The following is a 20,435-nucleotide window of genomic DNA, read 5'->3' as shown; positions in this document are numbered from 1 at the left end:
ATTATTTCGCCTCCTTTTCCAGTTTTTTAGCTTTGTTCTCTTTATGTGCCTTATAAGCTGCCAATCCAGCCGCCAAGCAGGCAAATGTACAGAAAGCCCCAAATGGCTGAGAGAACATGGAAATGGCAAAATCATCTGGGATGATACGCAGAGTGAAGATATTCTGCGCCGCATTAAATGGGTTATCAAAAGAAATCACACCTGTAGCTAAAATCTGACGAATGGCAGACATGATGATGATAGAAACCGTATAGCCAAGTCCCATACCTAAACCATCTAACGCAGAATCTAATACCTTATTCTTGCTGGCAAATGCCTCAGCACGACCTAAGATAATACAGTTTACAACGATCAGTGGAATAAATACTCCAAGTGCGGTATCCAGACTTGGTGCATATGCTTTAATCAGCATCTGAATAACTTTAACTAAAGTCGCGATGATAACGATATACACTGGGATACGAATTTCTGATGGTGTAATGTTACGAATCAAGGAAATAATGACATTGGACATGATCAATACGGCAATAACAGCTACTCCCATACCAATGGCATTGTTCAACGTTGTCGTAATAGCTAATGTAGAGCATAAACCTAAATACAATGAGAAAACAGGATTTTCACGGATGAAACCTGCTGTAAAATTTTCTTTACGATTCATTCTTCATCCACCTCCTATTTCAAATGGTCAGCCTGATATTTGGCTGCTTCCTTAATACCTTCAATGACCGGTTTACTTGAAACGGTTGCACCGGTAATGGTATCTTCATCAATTTCGCTGCCAAGAGCATCAGCACCCTGCAGTTTTTCACGGAATGGTTTTTCTGTAACCTTGCTTCCCAGTCCCTGGGTATCGCCGTTTGATATAGCCACATAATCAACAACCTTACCATCCTTATCTAACGCGACAAGGAAGGAAGTACCATCTTTATAACCGGTAACCTTCATTTTGAAGATATATCCTTTTCCTTCTACTTTAAAGACTTTCTGAATCGTCTTAGAAACATTTTCTTTTTCAACAACGAACGCACTGTCAGGAACATCATCATAGATAACCTTTAAGGTATCGCGTTCTGCTTTCAGTTCATTTTCCGCGATGACTGGAGCTGTCATAGAGTTGGCAAATCCTAAAGCTCCTCCGGCTAATGCAGCAATCAGAGCTAGGAATACCGTAAGATGTAAAATTTTCTTCATACGATTACCTCCTAGTAGCCCAGAGCCTTACGCACTTCTTCAACTGCACGGACAGTTGATTTTGATGAGAACGTAGCTCCTGTAACTGCATCATTAACTTCTACTTCTATATTGTCACTTAATTTCTGCTCTTTAAATTGTGATAAGAATGCTTCATTTAAAATCTTATCACCGACATATTCCGTATCAACTACCTCTGTAGGTGTCACAGATACGATCGTATGATCTTTGGTGTTTACCACAATATCAAATTTATTAAATTTTGATGCATCTTCGGTAGACGCATATCCCTGTGCTTCCACCTTATAAGTCGCAGTGCCATCACCATTGTCTTTGGTAGCCGTAATCTTAGCTTCAAATTTATTCACATCTTTATCTTCAGTTTTTAAGAATACCTTAGGTGCCGGTTCTTTCGCCTCAATGACATTTCCAGCTAATAAGACGCTTCCTAAACCAACCACGCCAACAACACCGCTGATGATCCATGCCTTTTTACGTAAAGCCAATTGCTTGCCTTCCAGACTCTTTTCGATCATTGGTGTTAACATGTTCATTAATAAGATAGAATATAAACATCCTTCTGGTAAATTCGCCTTAATACGAATTAATACCGTAAAGATTGCAGCACCTAACGCAAAGATACAACGTCCCTGCGCACTGGTTGGTGAAGTAACCGGATCCGTCAACATGAAGATAGCCCCAAAGACGACACCACCAGTTAACACATGTACTAACGGATACCAAATGAAACCAGGCAATCCTTCATAACTACCTACCCCACGCAACAATGCGACGCAAGCAGTCAAGAGGAAGATACTTCCCAGATATACCACAGGTACACGCCAGTCGATCACTTTACGAATTGCCAAAATGACACCAACTAATAAAATAACCAATGCACTTGTTTCACCGATGGCCCCAGGATACCAACCGGTAAATAATTTACCTAAGCCACCGACTTCACTCATCATTTCCTGAATCATCTCAGGATTAACAACAAGCCAGTTATAATTGGTCGCAATTAATGTCGTTGGTGTTGCACCTGTTACAACATCCGTGGTCGCTCCCATGAAAGTCGCAAACACGATAGCTCTACCAAAAGCTGCCGGATTAAAAATATTGTTACCGAAGCCGCCGAATAACAGCTTGCCAAAGAAAATGGCAATAAATGTCGAAACTCCTAAGGCATATGGACGAATACTGATCGGACACATCAATGTCAAAATGATCGCGGTGATCCATCCAAAAGAAGAACCTAAGAATTGCTTGATATAAGCAAAATCAAACTTAGCATCTTTCTTGGTAAAGAATGCAAAGGCAATCTCTGTTACTAAGGCTACCACTAAGGAAACAACCATTAGTTTCACTGCCTGTAAAGCATATTCCATACCATAAACACTGTTATAATAAACTAGGGAAAAGCCGAAGACAACCAGCAGTCCCAGCATCAACTCTAACATGATCTGTTTGGTACTCTGACTCTGACGTAAGTTAGGCGATGCGTTAAACGTAAATTTCATCTCTTTACCCTCCTTACTTCTTCGCCATCATAAGCTGGCGTTTTGCTTTCCGTACGTTTTCTGTTACATCCAAGCGAGATGGACAGATGAAGGTACATAAACCGCATTCGATACAATCCATCGCACATAGTTTTTCCATGGCATTTTTATCCTTTGTCTTAACCGCTTGGGCAATACGCACTGGCTGTAAACCTGCCGGGCAATGATCACTACACTTTCCACAACGCAAACATGCCACACTGTCATATGGTTTATTTGCCAAAATCGTAATAGCGTTCATATTGCGATCGATCACAAACTTATCATTAACGATCGTTTTTCCCATCATTGGACCACCAGCAATCAGTTTCACATCATCACATGTATAACCACCGCAAGCTTCAACAATTTCATTCACTGGAACACCAACCGGTACGGTTACATTCTGTGGATGTTTGATAGCATTACCAGACACTGTCAATGTCTTTGTGATAATGGCTTCCCCATGCAACAAGGCATTACCGAAAGCAATTGCGGTTGTGGCATTGTTGACGATAGCGCCAACTTCACCAGGCAATTTTTCATATTCCTTATGCATAATTTCACGCACTAACACGCGTTCCCAGCCCATAGGATATACATCTGGAACAGCAACAACACTCACACCGTCCAAACCTTTTACAGCTTCCTCACAAAAAGAAATCAAATCCGGATGTGTTTTCTTAATGGCAATTACGGCTTCCTTTGCCATCGCCATTTTCTTCATTGCCAGAATTCCTGTCACCAGTTCTTCTTTGTGCGCCTGTATCATCTTATAATCTGCTGTAATGAATGGCTCACATTCCACAGCATTAATGATCAGTTTTTCAACATCCTTCGCAAATTTGTATTTGATGTAAGCAGGGAATCCTGCCCCACCAAGTCCAATAATACCAGCATTCATCATGAAATCGATTAAAGCTGTACGATCCGCTGTTTCATAATCCAACGGTTCAAAGGACTGTTCTTTTTTGTACTCTCCATCATTTTCAATCACCAGATGATTCACCGGTTTTAATGAAGAATGCATACGTTTCTCAATACCCTTCACAGTACCGGAAACACTTGAATAAATAGGAACAACATTACGTTCATTGCATACAGCAAGCTTTGTACCTACTAAGACTTTATCGCCTTCCTGTACAAGCATTTCCAGATTGGTGCTGGCACCGGACAGCATGGGAATGTATACACAATTTCCAGCCTTAATTTCCAGAATGTCAACATGCTCTGTCAACTCTTTGTGACCCTGTATGTGCTGACGCATTGGACCTTTAAACAATGACATCATCGTCACCTAACCTTTCTTTAAGCCTTTCCTAATTTTCTATGTAAATTCAGATAATTCATCTAAATCACATACCGAGATTATTATAACATTTTCAAATAGGTACATAAAGAAATTTTTCGTTTTTTTCATCGGATTCCTGATGTTTCCAGCTGATGGAATATAGTGTGAATTCCTTCCTCTGGTTATGGCAGTTCATTTATAAGATCACCACCCATGTATTAATTAAAAGCAATCTTAGAAAACGCTTCTTCTCATTTCGTTCTTTTTATCTCCTATAAAAGTATTGCCTGTTTGTTTATTTCGTTTTACAATTATCTTATATTATGAAAGAGGATGACGTTTATGAAACTGCAAAACGTATTTCAAGATACGATCGTATTAGGCTTTGTTGTACCTTTGGCAATTACCCCCTTAGGCTTGATTTACTTGAATGATCATGGTGTGTGGAATATCACCATCAATTGGAAAAACAGCAATTGTGTCAATAAAACGATCACAGCCGCTCAATTGTTAGAGCTCTTCCAACAGCATGCATCTTGTTATGCAAATCAAAAAGAACATTTTGAAGAAAAGCGACAACAGATGATGGAGAAAATAAAAATGCTCGACGCTTCTACCGTCATTGAATTCGCATAACGCCAAAAAAGCAAAGCATCATTAAATAACAGAGAGTATGAAAATCATCTATACAATTTCGGATGATTTTCATACTTTTTTTATTATTTATTCATTTCGCAGTTATCTTAGAATTTCGTTTTTATGATTTTTACACAACACCTACTGTCATAACAAAAGAAACGCTTTTCCTGTCCTTTGCATACGTTATTCTTTTCTTAAATTCCTTCATCTTATCTTAAAAATCCAATATCTTGGGCCTTGGTACACATGTTCATTTCATAAAACATTTCCTTTCATCAAATGATTCCTCAAATAATCAAAACATCTCTTATAATTAGCTAATCCCCGCATCTTCTGACGTCATCGCGGCATACGCATTTCCTCATTTGCAATGAGTCCATCTTCTGTTTTGAAATGAAGCGATATTATACACATTTTTATCCCTAATGGCTTATTTTAAGGATGCTAACAAAGGAAGCTTGCTTTTAGTGGATAATACCAAATGATAATGGTATAATAACTCTCGGTGATAAGAATGAGAAAAATCCAATTATGCTTATGCTGCCTGTTAACAATCCTGATCAGTAATGGATGCAGCAGTAAAAAAGATACTGTAACACTAGAAAAATATTCCATGACTTCTACAAGCTTAGGCTTTGATACGGTAGTCATGTTTACAGCCTATGCAAAAGATGAACATACGTATAAACAATATGAGCAGATTCTTCAAGATGAATTCAAACGCTACGATAAGCTATTTGATAAATATCATAATTATGATGGCATTAACAATATTAAGACAATCAATGATCATGCCGGTGACAAGCCAATTAAAGTGGACGCCCCTATTATGGAGCTGTTAAAACAATCAAAAAAATACGATGCCCTTAGCAATCATCAGTTTTCCGTTACGATGGGAGCTGTCTTAGATTTATGGCACGATGCGCGCGAAGCCGCTGAAAAAAATCCAAAGAAAGCAACCATCCCTTCTAAGAAAGCCTTGCAACAGGCAAACACCTATACGGGATGGGAACATGTTGAACTGGATGAAAAAGCAAGCACAGTCTATATTAACAATTCACATACACAGCTTGATGTTGGCGCAATTGCCAAAGGATATGCTGTTGAAAAAGTAGCACAAAAGCTAGAAAAAGCCGGTTTAAAGCATGCCATCATCAATGGCGGTGGCAATGTTCGCTTAATTGGCGCAAAACCAGATGGAAGTGCCTGGAATGTTGGCCTGCAAATCCCCAATTATGATACTTTATCGAGCGCTTCTTTAGCATCTATTTCCATTAATGAATCTTCATCTTTTGTGACTAGCGGTGATTATCAACGCTATTATACATACAAAGGACAAATCATGCATCATATTATTGACCCTAGTACGCTTATGCCTGCAAAACATTGCCGCAGTGTAACTGTTATCACCAAGGATGGTGGTATTGCCGACATGTTATCGACGACCCTATATACGGTATCTCATGCAGAAGGCGAAAAAATTTTGGCAAAGATTCGTAAAGAAAAAGGCATTTCTGTTGAAGCCATTTGGGTTTATGATGATACCATTGCCCCTGAAGATGATACAGCAACCATATCTTCTCATGGATATCAGCTAGTAATGAGTGAAGGTGCTGAAAAGATGTTGAAAAAATAGCATGCGTTCAATTTATCACACAAATGGAATAGTGACTATTTGATACATTCCTTTTTATTTGCGGAAAACGTGGTACAATAATAGTATAAAGAAAACGTTTAAAAAAACGTTTGAAGGAGGTGTGAATGATGAAAGATGAAAGAGTCATTCAAATGCATTCACACAAAGGGTTTATCGCTGCACTTGATCAAAGCGGCGGAAGTACACCAAAAGCCCTTCGTTTATATGGCGTCGATGCATCACAATACCACAGTGATGAAGAAATGTTTAATTGTATTCACGCTATGCGTACACGTATCATGACTTCTCCAGCTTTTACGAATGCTCATATCTTAGCTGCCATCCTTTTTGAAAATACGATGGATCGTCAAATTGAAGGGAAGTATACGGCAGATTATTTATGGGAAGAAAAGCATATCTTGCCAATCCTTAAGGTTGATAAAGGATTGCAAACAGAAAGTGATGGCGTTCAACTAATGAAGCCAATTCCTAATTTAGAAGAATTACTGCAACGGGCAAAACAACGTCATATCTTCGGCACTAAGATGCGAAGTGTCATCCATCACGCGAATGCAGATGGTATTCAAAGAATCGTTGAACAGCAATTCGCCTTAGGCAAACAAATTGCCGCACATGGTTTTATCCCTATTTTAGAACCGGAAGTTGATATTTATAGCGAAGATAAGGCAGCTTGTGAAAAACGTTTAAAAGAAGAGATTAAAAAGCAATTGTTAACTTTGGATAATGAACAAATCATGTTTAAATTAACATTGCCAAGTCAAGATGATTTCTATAAAGATTTATTAACGGATACGCATATTGTGCGAATTGTGGCCTTATCCGGTGGTTACAGCCGTGAACAAGCGAATGCATTATTGGCAAAAAATCATGGTATCATAGCAAGCTTTTCCAGAGCCTTAACACAAGGTCTGCAGATTACCCAAACCCAAGAAGCGTTTGACGCTTTATTAAAAGCTTCCATTGTTTCCATTTATGAGGCAAGTATAACTTAGATTTAAAAAAAAACGGTCAAAACCGTTTTTTTTATTCGCTTAATGTTTATTTAACAATACGTGTCCAACCATACGTATCTTTTACATTTCCCCATTGAATACCTGTCAAGGTATCGTATAATTTCTGAGTCAGTTCCCCCGTTTTAAAATCATTGATTGTTACGGTCTCACCCTTATAATAAAGTTCTCCTACTGGTGAAATAACAGCAGCCGTTCCTGTACCAAACGCTTCCTCTAGCTTACCCTTTCTTCCCGCTTCCATTAACTCATCAATAGATAAGTGACGCTCTTCTACTTCATATCCCCAATCTTTTAAGATATGTAAAATAGAATCACGTGTAACTCCCGGCAATACTGTTCCATCACATGGTGCGGTAATGATCTTATTATCAATTTTGAACATGACATTCATGGTTCCAACTTCTTCCACATATTTACGTTCTACACCATCTAGCCACAATACCTGTGTATAGCCTAATTTTTCTGCTTTTACCTGTGCTGCAATACTAGCGGCATAATTACCTCCACATTTTGTAAAGCCTGTGCCTCCCTTAGTTGCTCGCACATATTCATCTTCTACATAGATTTTTACCGGATTTACACCTTCCGGATAATAAGCACCTACTGGTGATAAAATAATCACAAACTTATAGGCACTGCTTGGATGCACACCAACAGCTGCTTCTGTAGCAAACATGAATGGACGGATATATAATGAGGTTCCCTCTGCAGTAGGAATCCAATCTGCTTCATGAGCTACTAATTTTTCAATCGCCTCGACAAACATTTCTTCCGGTAGAATTTCCATACATAAACGACGATTTGAGTTCGCAAAACGTCGTGCATTCATTTCCGGGCGAAATAAAAGTACGTTTCCATCCTTACTTTTATAAGCTTTCAAACCTTCAAAAGTTTCCTGTGCATAATGTAAAACCAGAGTTGCCGGATCCAAACAAATAGGCGCATAGGGTTCAATTTTAGCATTGTGCCAACCTTTATTTACTGTCCAATCCATTGTGAACATATAATCCGTAAAGTATTTACCAAAGCCAAGGTTTTGATCCCAAGCGGGTTTTTCCTTTAATGTTTTTGCCTGTACGTATTCAATTTCCATAATGACTGCCTCCCTTATATGATTATGTTTAGGTTACACCTATTTTGGGAATCCGTCAACCACCTTTTCATCGTTTTCATAAAATATAATCATTTTTTACATATCTTTTTCATTTATCATCATATTATTGTTCCTGATACGTATTAGAAACTTTTTATGTTCTGCCTTCTTCCTACATATGACTACCATCCATTCAAAAAAACAGACATCTTCATATGGATGTCTGCATGACTATCACCATGGATAAGCCGTATGGCGAAAACGTTCTAATAAAAAAGCAAATAATTTTTCTGTCGAAATAATCAATTGCATGCGATCATGCCACTTAAAAATCTGCTTGATTGCTATATCACTGTCTGCTAAAGCCTTAGGAACCTCCATAGCTTCACCATCTTCAAACAAATAGGGTATGGTATGCACATTCACAAAATAATAATGCTGTTTTGTTTCTACCATGATCATACAGCTAAGCGATGTATCAACCGGTACTTCCAATATATCATATAAATCAAGAACTGGATAACTTCTTCCCTGATAATGGGTCATGCCACAAACTCCTTGTGGTGCACAAGGCAATGGTGTAATCACACCATCTTGTAATATTTCAATAATATTGTCTGAGGCTATGCCATAATGTGTCTCTTGAATATCAAAACCGATATATTGCATATTATTCCCTGCCTTTCCAAGCATTTTTTAATAAAGTTTCCGCACGAAGATCATAACAAATATGTCCATCTCCTAACAAACTATAGCCACTGATACCTGTATGCTGCTGATACGTATCTTGTAATACGCCTGGAAGTGGCTTATCGACGATATTTCGCGTTTCGATGACTTCATCAACGGCCAATACCGCCTTCATCCCTTGACTATTTAAGATGATAAGGGTCTTATTCTTACGCTCTTGCATGGTTTTATCCCCCACTTGTTGATAAAGTTCATCAAGAAATAATACAGGCAGACTCATCTCCTTATAACGATAATACACATGTTGGCCTTGTACGCTAAAAACATTAGTATCCCAAGGACAGAAATGTTCAATTGCATGAATAGGAATTGCATAAACAATCGTATGACAGCGAATGATCAGTGCCGGTATGATGGAAAGTGTCAAAGGCAGATAAAGGATAAAAGATGTTCCTTTCCCTGCTTCACTTTGTATTGCTAATCGACCGTTACTGGAATTAATCATCTGTTTCACCACATCCAAACCTACACCGCGGCCACTGATTTCACTGATTTCTTCTTTTGTTGAAAAGCCTGGCATCAATAGAAACTGATATAATTCCTGATCACTTATTTGTGCATCTTTTGCTAATAATCCCTTTGCTATCGCTTTTTCGCGTATCCTTTGAGCATTTAATCCTCGCCCATCATCTTTTACCTGAATTTTTACTTCACCATTGCTTTGCTCAACGTTCAAGATAATTTCGCACTGCGACGATTTCTTATTGCGTAAACGCTCTTCTTTACTTTCCAGACCATGGTCAACCGCATTGCGTAATAAATGCATCAACGGTTCAAAAAGACGATCAACAATTTCTTTATCAAATTCCGTATCTTCTCCCTCAACCTTAAATACCACATCTTTTCCCTCTTTCACTGCCACATCGTGTACCACACGTGATAATTTAGGTACTAAAATGGCCATTGGGACAAGCCGTATAGACATAACGACCTCTTCTAAATGATCATATAACTTATCAAAGGTTTGTTTATAAAAATCTACCATAGCATCATTACCAGTTGTCTGCATATACACTTTTAAAGTTTCTCTGGCAATCATCATTTCACCAATCAGATTTTGTAATTCGTCTAATTTATCGGTTTTTACAGATAAAAATGTTTCTTTCTGTTCTTTTAATGTACCAACTTTTTTATTCATCTTTTTCTCATCATGGGCAAATGGGGTGTCTTTTAATGCTTTCTGCTTACAACTTTGAACAAATAAAGCATTCTGTGCCACCTTCATCGCCTGTTCAGGATGGTCGCTTGTAATTGCCAGATAAAATCCATGTTGTTGGATATAAGATGCCGCATCCTTATTGTTTTCTAATTCTTCAGGATATGTTTGCAATTGTTGACATAGTGGTTTTAATTGTAAGACCATCATATAGGCTCTTACATTTTCCATCATACAACCTTCTTCGTATAAAAGATGTAAATAAAACGTATTCGCACCGACCGCTTTTTCAGGTTCAGGGATTGGCTTTTGTATTTGTTTAGGTATCTTACTAGTCTCTGCATCTTCTTTATGTTGCAGTGCATTCATCAGCTCTTCAATACGCTTGATAAAAAAAGATGGATCCGCTGGCTGATAAGATTCCTGCTTCATGATATCCAATTGCTGATGCATAAAATCAGATACATCATACAAAAGGGTGAATAATGTATCTTCATGAGACTGTAGGCGTTGTGGATCATCACGTAAAATGCCAAACACATCTTCTAAACGATGCATACAATTGGCAATCTCAGTCAAATTCATCATCGCAGATGAGCTTTTCGTCGTATGCATGACACGAAAAATGGCATGTATGTCCTCTTTCGTTAATGCGTGATCTTGTTGATGTGTCAATAGGATACGATCCAGTTGTTCAAAAAGATCATTGGATTCATATATATATACATCCAGCATATCTAACAGACTGTCATCGAAAAAACTCATAATACTTCGCCTGCCTTCAGATCTTTCATATGCTCATAACAGATAAAACAATTTTTTCCATGACGTTTTCCATAATATAAAGCTTTATCTGCCATCTCAACGTTTTCTGAGAAGGTCAATGCATGATCATAACAGGTGATGCCTTGTGTGAGCGTACAGTGAAAATCTTCTCCATTACTATGAAAAGGAAGATGTTCTACAGCATAACGGATCTGTTCCGCCACCTCTGTACAGTCTTGTTGCGTTACACCTTTAAACACGATGAGGAATTCTTCACCGCCCCAGCGTATCACTTCCCATTTCGCAGCTGTTGCAGCAAGCGTACTGGCAATACCAATTAAAACCATATCGCCGATTTCATGACCGAAATAATCATTTACATATTTAAAATCATCAATATCGGCAATGATTAACATCATCGGTATATTGATATCCAATGTATTCTTTAATTTTTGATCGACATAATTGCGATTTAATAATCCGGTTAATGCATCGCGAAATGCCAAATTATGCAATACACTCGCCTTCTCTTCCATTTTCTGTAACTCATCTTCTTTATGTTTCGTACGCAACTGCGACATAATGCGAATCAGTAGCTCGTCGGCATCAAATGGTTTTTTGATATAATCGCTTGCCCCAAGGGTCATACCTGTCAATACCGCATCATGATCATCACGGGATGTTAAGAAGATAATTTTGGTATTTTGAGGTGCTCTTTTTTGAATCTCTTCATATAGCGTGAAGCCATTTGTATCCGGTAATTCTACATCCAGTAAAATGAGATCGGGTTGAAAATCCATGACTGTTTGCATCGCCTGTTTCCCATCATGGGCAATTTTTAATTCCATTGTTTCCGATTTTAAAATCCGTTCCACCTGACTGGTGATCATGATACTGTCATCAACTACCAGAATCTTCCCATTCTTTTCCATACGCGTTTCTCCTTATATTTCTATATTGATATTTCTTGCGGACTTCACTTTGACAAGGCCATCACTACAATAAAACCAGATAGAGCGACCATAGTTTTTTTCGACATCTTCCCCTTTGATAGGGATTGCTAATTTTTGTAAGATCTGGCGAACCGCATTCACATTGCGTTTGCCAATATTCGTACTGATTTCACTGGCGAACATACATGCTCCTCCTGCAACTTTCGCATACATGCGTGATCGCACTGCCCCTTTTATCTGCATCTTTGTACATAAAGCTGTAATCCCTGTATCCGCATAACGATAAACATCTGGCTTATCAGGTATTAACTTGCTATCCGGCAACAAGATATGAACCATACCACCGATTTTGGCGACAGGATCATATAAGCAAATACCCACACAGGAACCAAGTGCATAGGAAATTAAAACATCATCTTCTTTGCCTATTGCTGCAGCGCCAATTCCTATGACCTTCTTTTGCATTAGGAAACTCCCAATCTTTCCAACAAGTGTTCAATAGAGGAAAGCTCTGGTAGAAATAATACATGACTGACAAAATCACATGCATTAATACGGAAACAATTTTCAATAAACAATAGCTCATCGCCCATTTGTGCAAAATGTATCATTGGTACACTTAGCAAGGAGCCTGCCATGTCTGTGCATGAGGATGGAACCGATACATGTATCTGCATGCCTGTCATAGAAGCAATGGCATTTATATAAGAACAGCACATGATATTACCAATTTCACAAATAGCACTTTGTGACATTTCATCAGGTTCACGAAGATCAATCGTACTTTTACCTAATACACCTTCTAATAATTGACGGGTGAATGTCTCATTTAACAAAAACATAAAGATTCCATTCATATCGCCACTTGTTTCAATTAAAATGCCTACCTTTACCGTCTGTGCGCCACCTAATAATTCCTGAGCATCCTGATAAGGAACAATACGTACAGCAGGTGTTTGTAAATGAATTGTCTGATGAATCATAGACGATAACGCGGTTAATGCGTTTCCTGTTCCGATATTACCAATTTCTTGCAAGGCATCGCGTGCCGGGGCATTAAGATCTGAATAATTTTTCAGCATACATCATCACACAGCTTCCTGCACGATCTTATGCACAACTTCAATAACATCATTTGCATTAAAAGGCTTAACGATAAAGCTGATAGCGCCAATACGGATAGCTTCCACTACCATAGCTTCCTGAGCCATAGCCGAACACATGACAACCGGTAATTTCGCCTTTTTTTCTTTTATTATTTTTAATGCTTCGATACCTCCCATATTGGGCATCGTAATATCCATTAATACCAAATCAAACTCCTGTTCATCAATAAAAGTTATTGCCTCTACACCATCTTTGGCTTCTACGATATCATAGGTATAAGCCGTATCCTTCGTAAGGATGTTTTTCAACATGGTTCGCATAAATATAGCATCATCTACAATAAGTATTCTTTTTGTCATAAATTTTCTACCTTCCTTATCCATATTCTTATATTTCAAAATCATTAACTAATTCACGAAGCACCTGTGCCTGCGCTGCCAATTCTTCACTGGCTGCTGCACTTTCTTCTGATGTAGCTGAATTGCCTTGAACGATTTCAGATATTTGTTCAATACTTTGACGTACTTGGCTAATCGCCTTTGATTGTTGCACGCTGACATCACTGATACGCTCGACATTAGCCGTTACTTGTTGTGCATTTTCTACGACATTTTGTAATGTTATAGATGTTTTATCCATCATTTTACTACCGCTTTCGATCGATAGACTTGTCTTACGAATCAATTCACTGGTCAACTTACTAGCTTCTGTTGTTTTCGCTGAAAGATTACGAATTTCTGCCGCAACCACTGAGAAACCTTTCCCTGCTTCTCCTGCTCTGGCAGCCTCAACCGCAGCATTTAAAGCTAATAAATTGGTTTGGAATGCAATATCTTCAATTTCTTTTACGATCATTGTGATATTGCTGGAATTTTCATTAATTTCATGATTTGCCTTTAACATATTTTCCATTTGTTCATGACTTTCCATGATCTGATTCTTCAAATTATTCGCATATTCACTAACAACGATAGCATCATCAGCATTGCTTTTTACACTTTGTGATAATTCATTGATATTGGCAGCCAATTCCTGAATAGAGCCTGCTTGATCACTGGCTCCTTGAGAAAGAATTTGTGCCCCATTCGATACTTGCTGAGCACCCCCAGATACTAATTCAGCACTGGTGCTGATTTTCATAATGGCATTGCTTAACAGCTCTGATATCTCATCCAAAGCCGTACCAAGTTCAATAAAGTTCCCTTTGAATTTAACATTACTGCGATAATTTAATTTGCCATTGCCCAGCATTCGCATACTTTTGGCAATCTCATCACTATAATACGATAAAGTTTTCACTGTTTCTCGCATGCTGTCAGCCAATTCGCCAAGTTCATTTCCACTTTCATATTGTATCTCTGTTCTTAAATTGCCTTCTGATAATTCGCGTGCTGCTTTCTTTATTTCAATGATTGGATGGGAGATATTACGGTATACCCAAATCCACATGGCAATAAGGAAGATCACCATGATAACTGAAGTAAGAGCGATAAAGATCATCATTCTCGAAATGGTTGATTTTCCATCACTATAGGCTTGAGCAGCATCTTTTTTCACTTTCGCCTCTAAACTTGATAATTCATTTCGCATTTTTATGGAACTAGCTTCATATTTATTCTGATAAAGCTTTGATGCTTCATCATATTTTTCCTGTTCAATTAAATCTAAAACCTTATCTCGATTATTTTTTAATTCATTTAATGCCGATGTTAACTTACTGACTTCTGCATCCGAAACTAAGGCATCATCCATCATGTCCATCTGCCCTAAATTTTCTTCAACAACCGCAACACTTTCCATAATTTCTTTCTTTAATGCGGCCTGTTCTTCTTTGTCGTGATATGTCAAAGATTTGGTTACGGCAAGCACCATTTCCATATTCTTAATGCGGGTAGACATACTTGCCTTTACCACTTCAAATGATTTTTCATAAAAATCTGTATAATTATCGGAAATCGTTGCCGCACTATATAAAGCTGTAACAATAATACTCAAAAACATGATTACAGTGATACCAAATGTCAGAATCAGTTGTTTTGATATTTTCATACTTCTTAACTTTTGCATTTGTCATCCTCCTAGATATGATATATAAAATCTCGTTTTGTCTCAATATACACACTTCCATCATCTAAATGAAAGTGCAATGTTCTTCCAAAGGTATCCCCGACATCCGCAGCCACAACAGGTATATGCAGCTGCATCAGTACATCATAGGCCATTTTGATGTTTCGATGACCGATATCATCTTCATGCTGTTGATTCTTTCCCTGAAACAAGCTTGCTCCCCCTATCAGTTTCGCAATCAAAGGCTGGTGACTTTCAGAAATAGATGTCACTTGATCATATAGCTGCTGGATACCGACATCCACATAACAACTACGCTCATCCTTTGTGCATTTAGGTAACAGACATTCTACAAAACCGCCACAACGGTCATAGGAATCATATAGGCAAATACCTAAAGAAGAGCCAAGTGCTTTAGCAGTGATGATACTATTACGATCACCAACTACGATTTCTCCGGCTTTTGCCAAGATTTCTTTCATCTACTCACCTCCAATGATGCGCATAGCTTATCAACACTGTTTCCCTTAACAAGAAAAATCAGCTCATTAGGTGTTTCACAGGATGACACCCAGAAACTTCGGGAAATGCGAAGCGCCTGATGTTGATCCTGTACGGCCATTGTTAAGACTTCATTCAAGATGGAGCCCTTCATATCCATGGTAATGCTTGGCTGCTGAATGCGGATAGCATATTTTAAATACGAGGCAATTCCTTCCATAAACGCACTCGCCATAATGCTAGCTGTTTCCTCTAACATTTTTAATTCCTGTTCTTGGAGTTGATATGCACACACATCCCGTTGCATCACCTTTTTTAAATAGGTTTGGGCAAAGGTCTGATTGAGTAAAAACAACAACATTCCTTCCATATCACCGTCAAATGGCAATAGAATACTGATCATATGTTCTTCCACTCTTAGATCATTTGTTTTTAAATCCAATTGTGTCATTTTATCCACTTTGCTAACTGATAAATATACCTGTGTATCCATCAGCAAGGCAAGAGATGCTGCGGCATTACCACCGCTGATATTTCCAAACTCTTTCAAAGTTTCTAAAAGATAACTGTTGTTTTCCACTTTCTCACCCCTTTTCTTATGCAAAGTATTTACACTTTTCGATAAATGGAATGCCCACAATATTCCATATCCTGAGGTATCTCCATCAAAACTTCCGCATGCCCTAACACAAGGTATCCATGCACTGCCAAATTCTTGCATAAATTTCTTACTGTCTGCCGTCTAGCTGCCTCATCAAAATAAATCATGACATTTCGACACATGATCATCTGATATTTCACTGTGTGAAAAGGTTCTAAGACATTATGGAATTGAAAACTCACCTGCGCCTGCAATTTCGGCGATATCGTGAAGTTTTCATTGTTTTCATCCATATGCAAATAACGTTTTTGCCAGCTTTCCGGTATTTCTTTTAATGCCCTGATAGGGTAAGTAGCATTTCTTGCTTCTTGTAATACCGCATTGTTAATATCACAACCAACCATCGCAATTGAAGGCAATACATGCAACAAGCGATATTCTTCTAGCATCATCAATAAGGTATAACATTCTTGCCCACTGGAACACCCCGCCACTAAAATGCGTAACTCATTAAGATCTTTATCCAAATTGGGCAAAACATCTGTTTCAATATAGTGATAATGCGCCATCTCCCGACAGAAATACGTATAATTCGTCGTCAGCTGATTGATCATCGTATATTGCAATTCTTTGCTTTTATCCTTGACCATTGCATCTAAAAATTCTTGAAATGAATGCATACCGCGCTTTTTTACTTCTGCTATCATGCGATATTCTATTAATACACGTTTCTTCTTAAGATCAATTCCATAGTTCTCCTGCATTACACGGCAGAAATTTTCAAATTCTTTATCCGTCATCTGAATCATAACAACTCATCCTCTTTTGTAATAGTATATCTTCAATCAAATAAATCTCTTTTTCCTTTTTATATGCCCAAGTATCCTTCAGTGTTGTTGAAGGCTGCCAACAAGTATCCGCTAGCTCCATTGGTTCCAATAATGTATCAACCATCAGGGCAATCGTAGAATTATTCATGATCATATAATATGTTGCCTTTGTTTCCGTATGGAAAAATAATGTTTCAATATCCAGAAGTGCATACCAGGCACCATCTTCATATAAGATTTGTTGACTATAACGTTTGGCCAACGGTATGGGGAATGTCTGATGATTTGACGCAACAATTTTATACACATATTCTTGAGAAATCGCATATTCATGAGAAGCACAGGAAAAATGTAAATAGGTGCCCATATCACAACTCCTCCATTTCAAACGGTGTCCACAAAATGTTATCCAATTCTTCCATTGGTAACGGTTTTGAGAAATAAAAGCCTTGTGCTTCCTCACAACCGATTTCTTGTAAGAAGCGAATATGTTCAATCGTTTCAATGCCTTCGCTGATGACATTGATATTTAACTGTTGGGCCATATGGATCACATTGGAAATAATAATTTTTTCCCGCTGATCCATTACCTTTTGGAAAAACTCTCGATCTAGCTTAATGATATCCACCGGCAGCTTTTTCAAAATGCTTAAAGACGAAAAACCGGTACCGAAATCATCCATAGACAATTTAAAACCTGCCTGTTTTAACGCAATGGCTTTTTTCATGACATCATCGATATCCTCCAGCATGACACTTTCTGTTATTTCTAATTCAATCAAGTTACGGGGAATATCAAAATATTGACAAACATTGACAATTTTATTAACGATATCAGGATCACGCAAATGAACCCCTGATATATTGACGGCAATGGACAAAGGCTCAATACCTGCATCGATCCATGTATTGATTTGCATGCAGGCCTGTTTTAATACAAACATATCTAATTCGTCAATATACCCATGTTTTTCAAAAAGCGATATGAATGTATCTGGACCAATAATTTCATTACCGCGTTTCCAGCGTATCAAAGCCTCTAAGCCATAACAGCGACGTGTTGGAATGTGCACCTTTGGCTGATAATACACAATAAATTCATTGTTGTGAAAAGCCGCAATAATGTCTTGAATGAAATGATGTTCCTTGCGATGACTTGCTTCGTCTGCATCGTCAAAGAAGGCATAACTGCTCTTATGATACATCTTTATTTTTTTTCGTGCACTGTTCGCATGATCAATCATGCTTGGCAATGGCATGTTTTTCTCCTTGATCATATAGACGCCAATCATGCAAATAATCGGAAAAGCCAAATTTTGTGTATCCGCCATACGTTCCATGCGCCGGATAATATCCTCAATTCGCTGTTGTAGCTCAGCTTGTGATTCATAATGTAATAAAACAACAAAGATATCCGCATTCATACGTGCAAAGCTTTCATGTGATTCCATGATCTGACGTAAAATCTGCGCCATCGCTACAAGAATGCGATTGCCATATGTATATCCATAATCGGTATTAATCATTTTAAAGTTCTTAATATCCAATGTTAACAAGGCCATTGCTTCCCCATATACTTGAAGATCCTCAGTTACCTGCTGTTTAAAGCGATCCAATTTCCACGCATCCGTCAAATGATCGTATTGGGATAAGGCTTCACTTTCTTTTTCTAGTCGTTCCTGCTGCAATGCCATAGATAGAATATGTGACAGATAATGAAAGGTTGCCATTTGCTGAGATGTCCACATGCGCACATTTTCTAAGTCTAATAAAGTCAAATAACCGATATAAGCACCATGCTCCACCAGCATATGTTGCATCAATGAATGGACACCACGTAAACGTTGGCGCTCTTCCATAAAAACATCATATTGTTTCAATTCTTCCATGCGATTACATACGATCATCCCATTTTCATCAAAGACTTCTTGATATCGTTCTCCGATAAATGAACTCATTTTCTTTAAATTATCATTCATCACTAAAGACTTTTTTAAAATATGTTCATGTGAGATATGGAATTCACGGTTTCGATCATCTCGCGTCATGATATATACATGGTGTACCTTAAAATAAGCACAGATATGATCTATCACCTGATCAATGCCTTTCTGCATGGTATCATTTTGATATAATATTTCTAACATCTGAAAAATAAAGAAAGCATCTACATCCTTTTGCGATATTTTAAAAGGAGTTATCTCATGAGGATATGGCTTTGTATCTTCATAACGTTCACTTACTTCACCAATATACAGATGCAAATCGTGTGCCCTTGCATACCGCATCGATCCTTCTGCCTTTTCCAACATTTCTTCAAAGGAGCTTTTGCTGTCTGTATAACACACTCCGCAAGTTACCTGCATATCTTTATAAATCTGATTCTTATTTAATAAATGCTCATAATACTGCAATTTTGATAATACCTGTTCTTTATCAAGATAGCCTGGATGGTAAAGAAAGAAGGTCGCATTTCCCACACGTGCGATACACGTCGGATAGGGAAACGCTGCATGTAACAAAAAACCACACAGGCGAAGATCCTCCTTCACTCTTGTGAACGCCATTTTCGTAAAATGATGATGTAATAGAAACAGTGTATCCTGAATTGCATCTGCTTTCCCATATTTAGCAATTTCTTTTTTTACAGCAACAATATTAAGGGTTCTTGTCAATGCATCAATCTTGCTGTTTTCTGCACTATGTTTCATAGGCTCACACTTTCTTGTACATCGTGAAATAATTTTTCCACATCTATAACATAACCGACTTCATGTTCGGCATAGCAAACACAACCACCAAGAAAGCTGTTTTCCTTCGTTCTTACATATTTGGGCAAAGCATGAATTGGTGATGTCAGAGTAATTACATCTCCTACGTTATGAACACGTAACACCATTTGTTGATCATGCTGTTTTAAAACACAACAAATCAATTCTTCTTCTGCAGGTTCTTGTAAGAGCGCAGAAAAAGAATACATACGGATGATTTGATCCTGTAAGTAGTAATTACCATCATGATCCTTTCGTAATTGTAAGTCTTTTTCAATTGCAGCCATGTTTAGACTGTGTAAAGGCAGTAAAAACGTATACGTGTGACTGAACAACTGTACATAGACTTCCGTATTTTCTTTCATAACGATTGTTTACCCCTTATATAACCTACAACATAGGTTTCTATATGATATTATTTTATCACAAATATGTCACTTTTTTTATTTTATTATCAATTATCGCAATTTTCATTCGTAAAATATAACTTTTTATCTATATTTTCGTCT

At 37.8% G+C, this 20,435-nt stretch carries 21 protein-coding genes; 3 read left to right on the top strand and 18 right to left on the bottom strand.

What is annotated here, in order from left to right; all coding sequences use genetic code 11:
- Position 1: 1 nt before the first annotated feature.
- Genes rsxE through EDD61_RS03075 form a run of 4 tightly spaced genes read right to left on the bottom strand, consistent with a single transcriptional unit; the run spans position 2 to position 4,020 of the window.
- Positions 2 to 661 (bottom strand): electron transport complex subunit RsxE, encoded by a 660-nt coding sequence (gene rsxE / locus EDD61_RS03090; protein WP_008688913.1) that lies wholly within the window; start codon positions 659 to 661, stop codon positions 2 to 4.
- A 14-nt stretch (positions 662 to 675) separates the two neighbouring features.
- Positions 676 to 1,194: an FMN-binding protein gene (locus EDD61_RS03085; RefSeq protein WP_008978985.1), complete on the bottom strand. Its 519-nt coding sequence runs from the start codon at positions 1,192 to 1,194 to the stop codon at positions 676 to 678.
- Positions 1,195 to 1,205: 11 nt separating this feature from the next.
- Positions 1,206 to 2,714: an RnfABCDGE type electron transport complex subunit D gene (locus EDD61_RS03080; RefSeq protein WP_008688915.1), complete on the bottom strand. Its 1,509-nt coding sequence runs from the start codon at positions 2,712 to 2,714 to the stop codon at positions 1,206 to 1,208.
- 13 nt (positions 2,715 to 2,727) lie between these two features.
- Positions 2,728 to 4,020 (bottom strand): RnfABCDGE type electron transport complex subunit C, encoded by a 1,293-nt coding sequence (locus tag EDD61_RS03075; protein ID WP_132223930.1) that lies wholly within the window; start codon positions 4,018 to 4,020, stop codon positions 2,728 to 2,730.
- A 345-nt stretch (positions 4,021 to 4,365) separates the two neighbouring features.
- Here EDD61_RS03075 and EDD61_RS03070 point away from each other — a divergent pair, with 345 nt between their 5' ends.
- The 3 genes from EDD61_RS03070 to EDD61_RS03060 all read left to right on the top strand — a co-directional run bounded on the left by EDD61_RS03070 (position 4,366) and on the right by EDD61_RS03060 (position 7,311).
- Positions 4,366 to 4,659 (top strand): hypothetical protein, encoded by a 294-nt coding sequence (locus EDD61_RS03070; protein WP_008688917.1) that lies wholly within the window; start codon positions 4,366 to 4,368, stop codon positions 4,657 to 4,659.
- 517 nt (positions 4,660 to 5,176) lie between these two features.
- Complete coding sequence (locus EDD61_RS03065) at positions 5,177 to 6,298, top strand: FAD:protein FMN transferase (protein WP_132223927.1); 1,122 nt, start codon at positions 5,177 to 5,179, stop codon at positions 6,296 to 6,298.
- Positions 6,299 to 6,426: 128 nt separating this feature from the next.
- Positions 6,427 to 7,311 (top strand): fructose bisphosphate aldolase, encoded by an 885-nt coding sequence (locus EDD61_RS03060; protein WP_008688921.1) that lies wholly within the window; start codon positions 6,427 to 6,429, stop codon positions 7,309 to 7,311.
- A gap of 46 nt (positions 7,312 to 7,357) precedes the next feature.
- Here EDD61_RS03060 and EDD61_RS03055 read toward each other — a convergent pair whose 3' ends face one another.
- The 14 genes from EDD61_RS03055 to EDD61_RS02990 all read right to left on the bottom strand — a co-directional run bounded on the left by EDD61_RS03055 (position 7,358) and on the right by EDD61_RS02990 (position 20,291).
- Positions 7,358 to 8,425, bottom strand: a complete 1,068-nt coding sequence (locus tag EDD61_RS03055) for a branched-chain amino acid aminotransferase (protein WP_008978981.1) — start codon at positions 8,423 to 8,425, stop codon at positions 7,358 to 7,360.
- A 234-nt stretch (positions 8,426 to 8,659) separates the two neighbouring features.
- The gene (locus EDD61_RS03050; protein WP_008688925.1) at positions 8,660 to 9,094 is read right to left on the bottom strand and encodes a chemotaxis protein CheW; all 435 of its coding nucleotides are present in this window, start codon (positions 9,092 to 9,094) and stop codon (positions 8,660 to 8,662) included.
- A gap of 1 nt (position 9,095) precedes the next feature.
- A complete protein-coding gene (locus EDD61_RS03045) occupies positions 9,096 to 11,096 on the bottom strand; it encodes a chemotaxis protein CheA (RefSeq protein ID WP_132223924.1) in 2,001 nt (666 codons plus the stop codon).
- A complete protein-coding gene (locus EDD61_RS03040; RefSeq protein WP_008688928.1) occupies positions 11,093 to 12,028 on the bottom strand; it encodes a GGDEF domain-containing response regulator in 936 nt (311 codons plus the stop codon). The genes EDD61_RS03045 and EDD61_RS03040 overlap by 4 nt, the downstream gene beginning before the upstream one ends.
- 12 nt (positions 12,029 to 12,040) lie before the next feature.
- Entirely contained in the window at positions 12,041 to 12,514 is a 474-nt protein-coding gene (locus tag EDD61_RS03035; RefSeq protein WP_132223921.1) for a chemotaxis protein CheD, read from the bottom strand.
- Entirely contained in the window at positions 12,514 to 13,131 is a 618-nt protein-coding gene (locus tag EDD61_RS03030; protein WP_132223918.1) for a chemotaxis protein CheC, read from the bottom strand. Before EDD61_RS03030 ends, EDD61_RS03035 begins: the two co-directional genes overlap by 1 nt.
- Before the next feature lie 6 nt (positions 13,132 to 13,137).
- On the bottom strand, positions 13,138 to 13,515 hold the full coding sequence (locus EDD61_RS03025; RefSeq protein ID WP_132223915.1) for a response regulator: 378 nt from the start codon (positions 13,513 to 13,515) through the stop codon (positions 13,138 to 13,140).
- 28 nt (positions 13,516 to 13,543) lie between these two features.
- Entirely contained in the window at positions 13,544 to 15,223 is a 1,680-nt protein-coding gene (locus EDD61_RS03020; RefSeq protein ID WP_132223912.1) for a methyl-accepting chemotaxis protein, read from the bottom strand.
- A gap of 11 nt (positions 15,224 to 15,234) precedes the next feature.
- A complete protein-coding gene (locus EDD61_RS03015; protein ID WP_008978976.1) occupies positions 15,235 to 15,705 on the bottom strand; it encodes a chemotaxis protein CheD in 471 nt (156 codons plus the stop codon).
- A complete protein-coding gene (locus EDD61_RS03010) occupies positions 15,702 to 16,304 on the bottom strand; it encodes a chemotaxis protein CheC (RefSeq protein ID WP_008688939.1) in 603 nt (200 codons plus the stop codon). The genes EDD61_RS03015 and EDD61_RS03010 overlap by 4 nt, the downstream gene beginning before the upstream one ends.
- Before the next feature lie 29 nt (positions 16,305 to 16,333).
- Positions 16,334 to 17,134, bottom strand: coding sequence for a CheR family methyltransferase (locus tag EDD61_RS03005; protein ID WP_008978974.1), 801 nt, complete (start codon positions 17,132 to 17,134; stop codon positions 16,334 to 16,336).
- Complete coding sequence (locus EDD61_RS03000) at positions 17,115 to 17,522, bottom strand: chemotaxis protein CheW (protein ID WP_008688941.1); 408 nt, start codon at positions 17,520 to 17,522, stop codon at positions 17,115 to 17,117. Before EDD61_RS03000 ends, EDD61_RS03005 begins: the two co-directional genes overlap by 20 nt.
- 1 nt (position 17,523) lies before the next feature.
- Positions 17,524 to 19,866 (bottom strand): putative bifunctional diguanylate cyclase/phosphodiesterase, encoded by a 2,343-nt coding sequence (locus tag EDD61_RS02995; protein WP_132223909.1) that lies wholly within the window; start codon positions 19,864 to 19,866, stop codon positions 17,524 to 17,526.
- Positions 19,863 to 20,291, bottom strand: a complete 429-nt coding sequence (locus tag EDD61_RS02990) for a chemotaxis protein CheW (RefSeq protein ID WP_020991177.1) — start codon at positions 20,289 to 20,291, stop codon at positions 19,863 to 19,865. The genes EDD61_RS02995 and EDD61_RS02990 overlap by 4 nt, the downstream gene beginning before the upstream one ends.
- Between the last annotated feature and the right edge of the window lie 144 nt (positions 20,292 to 20,435).

Origin of the sequence: Longicatena caecimuris, from assembly GCF_004341945.1 — a bacterium.
GTDB classification, from domain to species: Bacteria; Bacillota_I; Bacilli_A; order Erysipelotrichales; family Erysipelotrichaceae; genus Longicatena; species Longicatena caecimuris.
This window is presented reverse-complemented; position numbering and strand designations above follow the sequence as displayed.

Coding starts and splice junctions, on each gene's coding strand:
- rsxE (WP_008688913.1), bottom strand. CDS start 661: ATGAATCGTAAAGAAAATTTTACAGCAGGTTTCATCCGTGAAAATCCT.
- EDD61_RS03085 (WP_008978985.1), bottom strand. CDS start 1,194: ATGAAGAAAATTTTACATCTTACGGTATTCCTAGCTCTGATTGCTGCA.
- EDD61_RS03080 (WP_008688915.1), bottom strand. CDS start 2,714: ATGAAATTTACGTTTAACGCATCGCCTAACTTACGTCAGAGTCAGAGT.
- EDD61_RS03075 (WP_132223930.1), bottom strand. CDS start 4,020: ATGTCATTGTTTAAAGGTCCAATGCGTCAGCACATACAGGGTCACAAA.
- EDD61_RS03070 (WP_008688917.1), top strand. CDS start 4,366: ATGAAACTGCAAAACGTATTTCAAGATACGATCGTATTAGGCTTTGTT.
- EDD61_RS03065 (WP_132223927.1), top strand. CDS start 5,177: ATGAGAAAAATCCAATTATGCTTATGCTGCCTGTTAACAATCCTGATC.
- EDD61_RS03060 (WP_008688921.1), top strand. CDS start 6,427: ATGAAAGATGAAAGAGTCATTCAAATGCATTCACACAAAGGGTTTATC.
- EDD61_RS03055 (WP_008978981.1), bottom strand. CDS start 8,425: ATGGAAATTGAATACGTACAGGCAAAAACATTAAAGGAAAAACCCGCT.
- EDD61_RS03050 (WP_008688925.1), bottom strand. CDS start 9,094: ATGCAATATATCGGTTTTGATATTCAAGAGACACATTATGGCATAGCC.
- EDD61_RS03045 (WP_132223924.1), bottom strand. CDS start 11,096: ATGAGTTTTTTCGATGACAGTCTGTTAGATATGCTGGATGTATATATA.
- EDD61_RS03040 (WP_008688928.1), bottom strand. CDS start 12,028: ATGGAAAAGAATGGGAAGATTCTGGTAGTTGATGACAGTATCATGATC.
- EDD61_RS03035 (WP_132223921.1), bottom strand. CDS start 12,514: ATGCAAAAGAAGGTCATAGGAATTGGCGCTGCAGCAATAGGCAAAGAA.
- EDD61_RS03030 (WP_132223918.1), bottom strand. CDS start 13,131: ATGCTGAAAAATTATTCAGATCTTAATGCCCCGGCACGCGATGCCTTG.
- EDD61_RS03025 (WP_132223915.1), bottom strand. CDS start 13,515: ATGACAAAAAGAATACTTATTGTAGATGATGCTATATTTATGCGAACC.
- EDD61_RS03020 (WP_132223912.1), bottom strand. CDS start 15,223: ATGCAAAAGTTAAGAAGTATGAAAATATCAAAACAACTGATTCTGACA.
- EDD61_RS03015 (WP_008978976.1), bottom strand. CDS start 15,705: ATGAAAGAAATCTTGGCAAAAGCCGGAGAAATCGTAGTTGGTGATCGT.
- EDD61_RS03005 (WP_008978974.1), bottom strand. CDS start 17,134: ATGATTCAGATGACGGATAAAGAATTTGAAAATTTCTGCCGTGTAATG.
- EDD61_RS03000 (WP_008688941.1), bottom strand. CDS start 17,522: ATGGGCACCTATTTACATTTTTCCTGTGCTTCTCATGAATATGCGATT.
- EDD61_RS02995 (WP_132223909.1), bottom strand. CDS start 19,866: ATGAAACATAGTGCAGAAAACAGCAAGATTGATGCATTGACAAGAACC.
- EDD61_RS02990 (WP_020991177.1), bottom strand. CDS start 20,291: ATGAAAGAAAATACGGAAGTCTATGTACAGTTGTTCAGTCACACGTAT.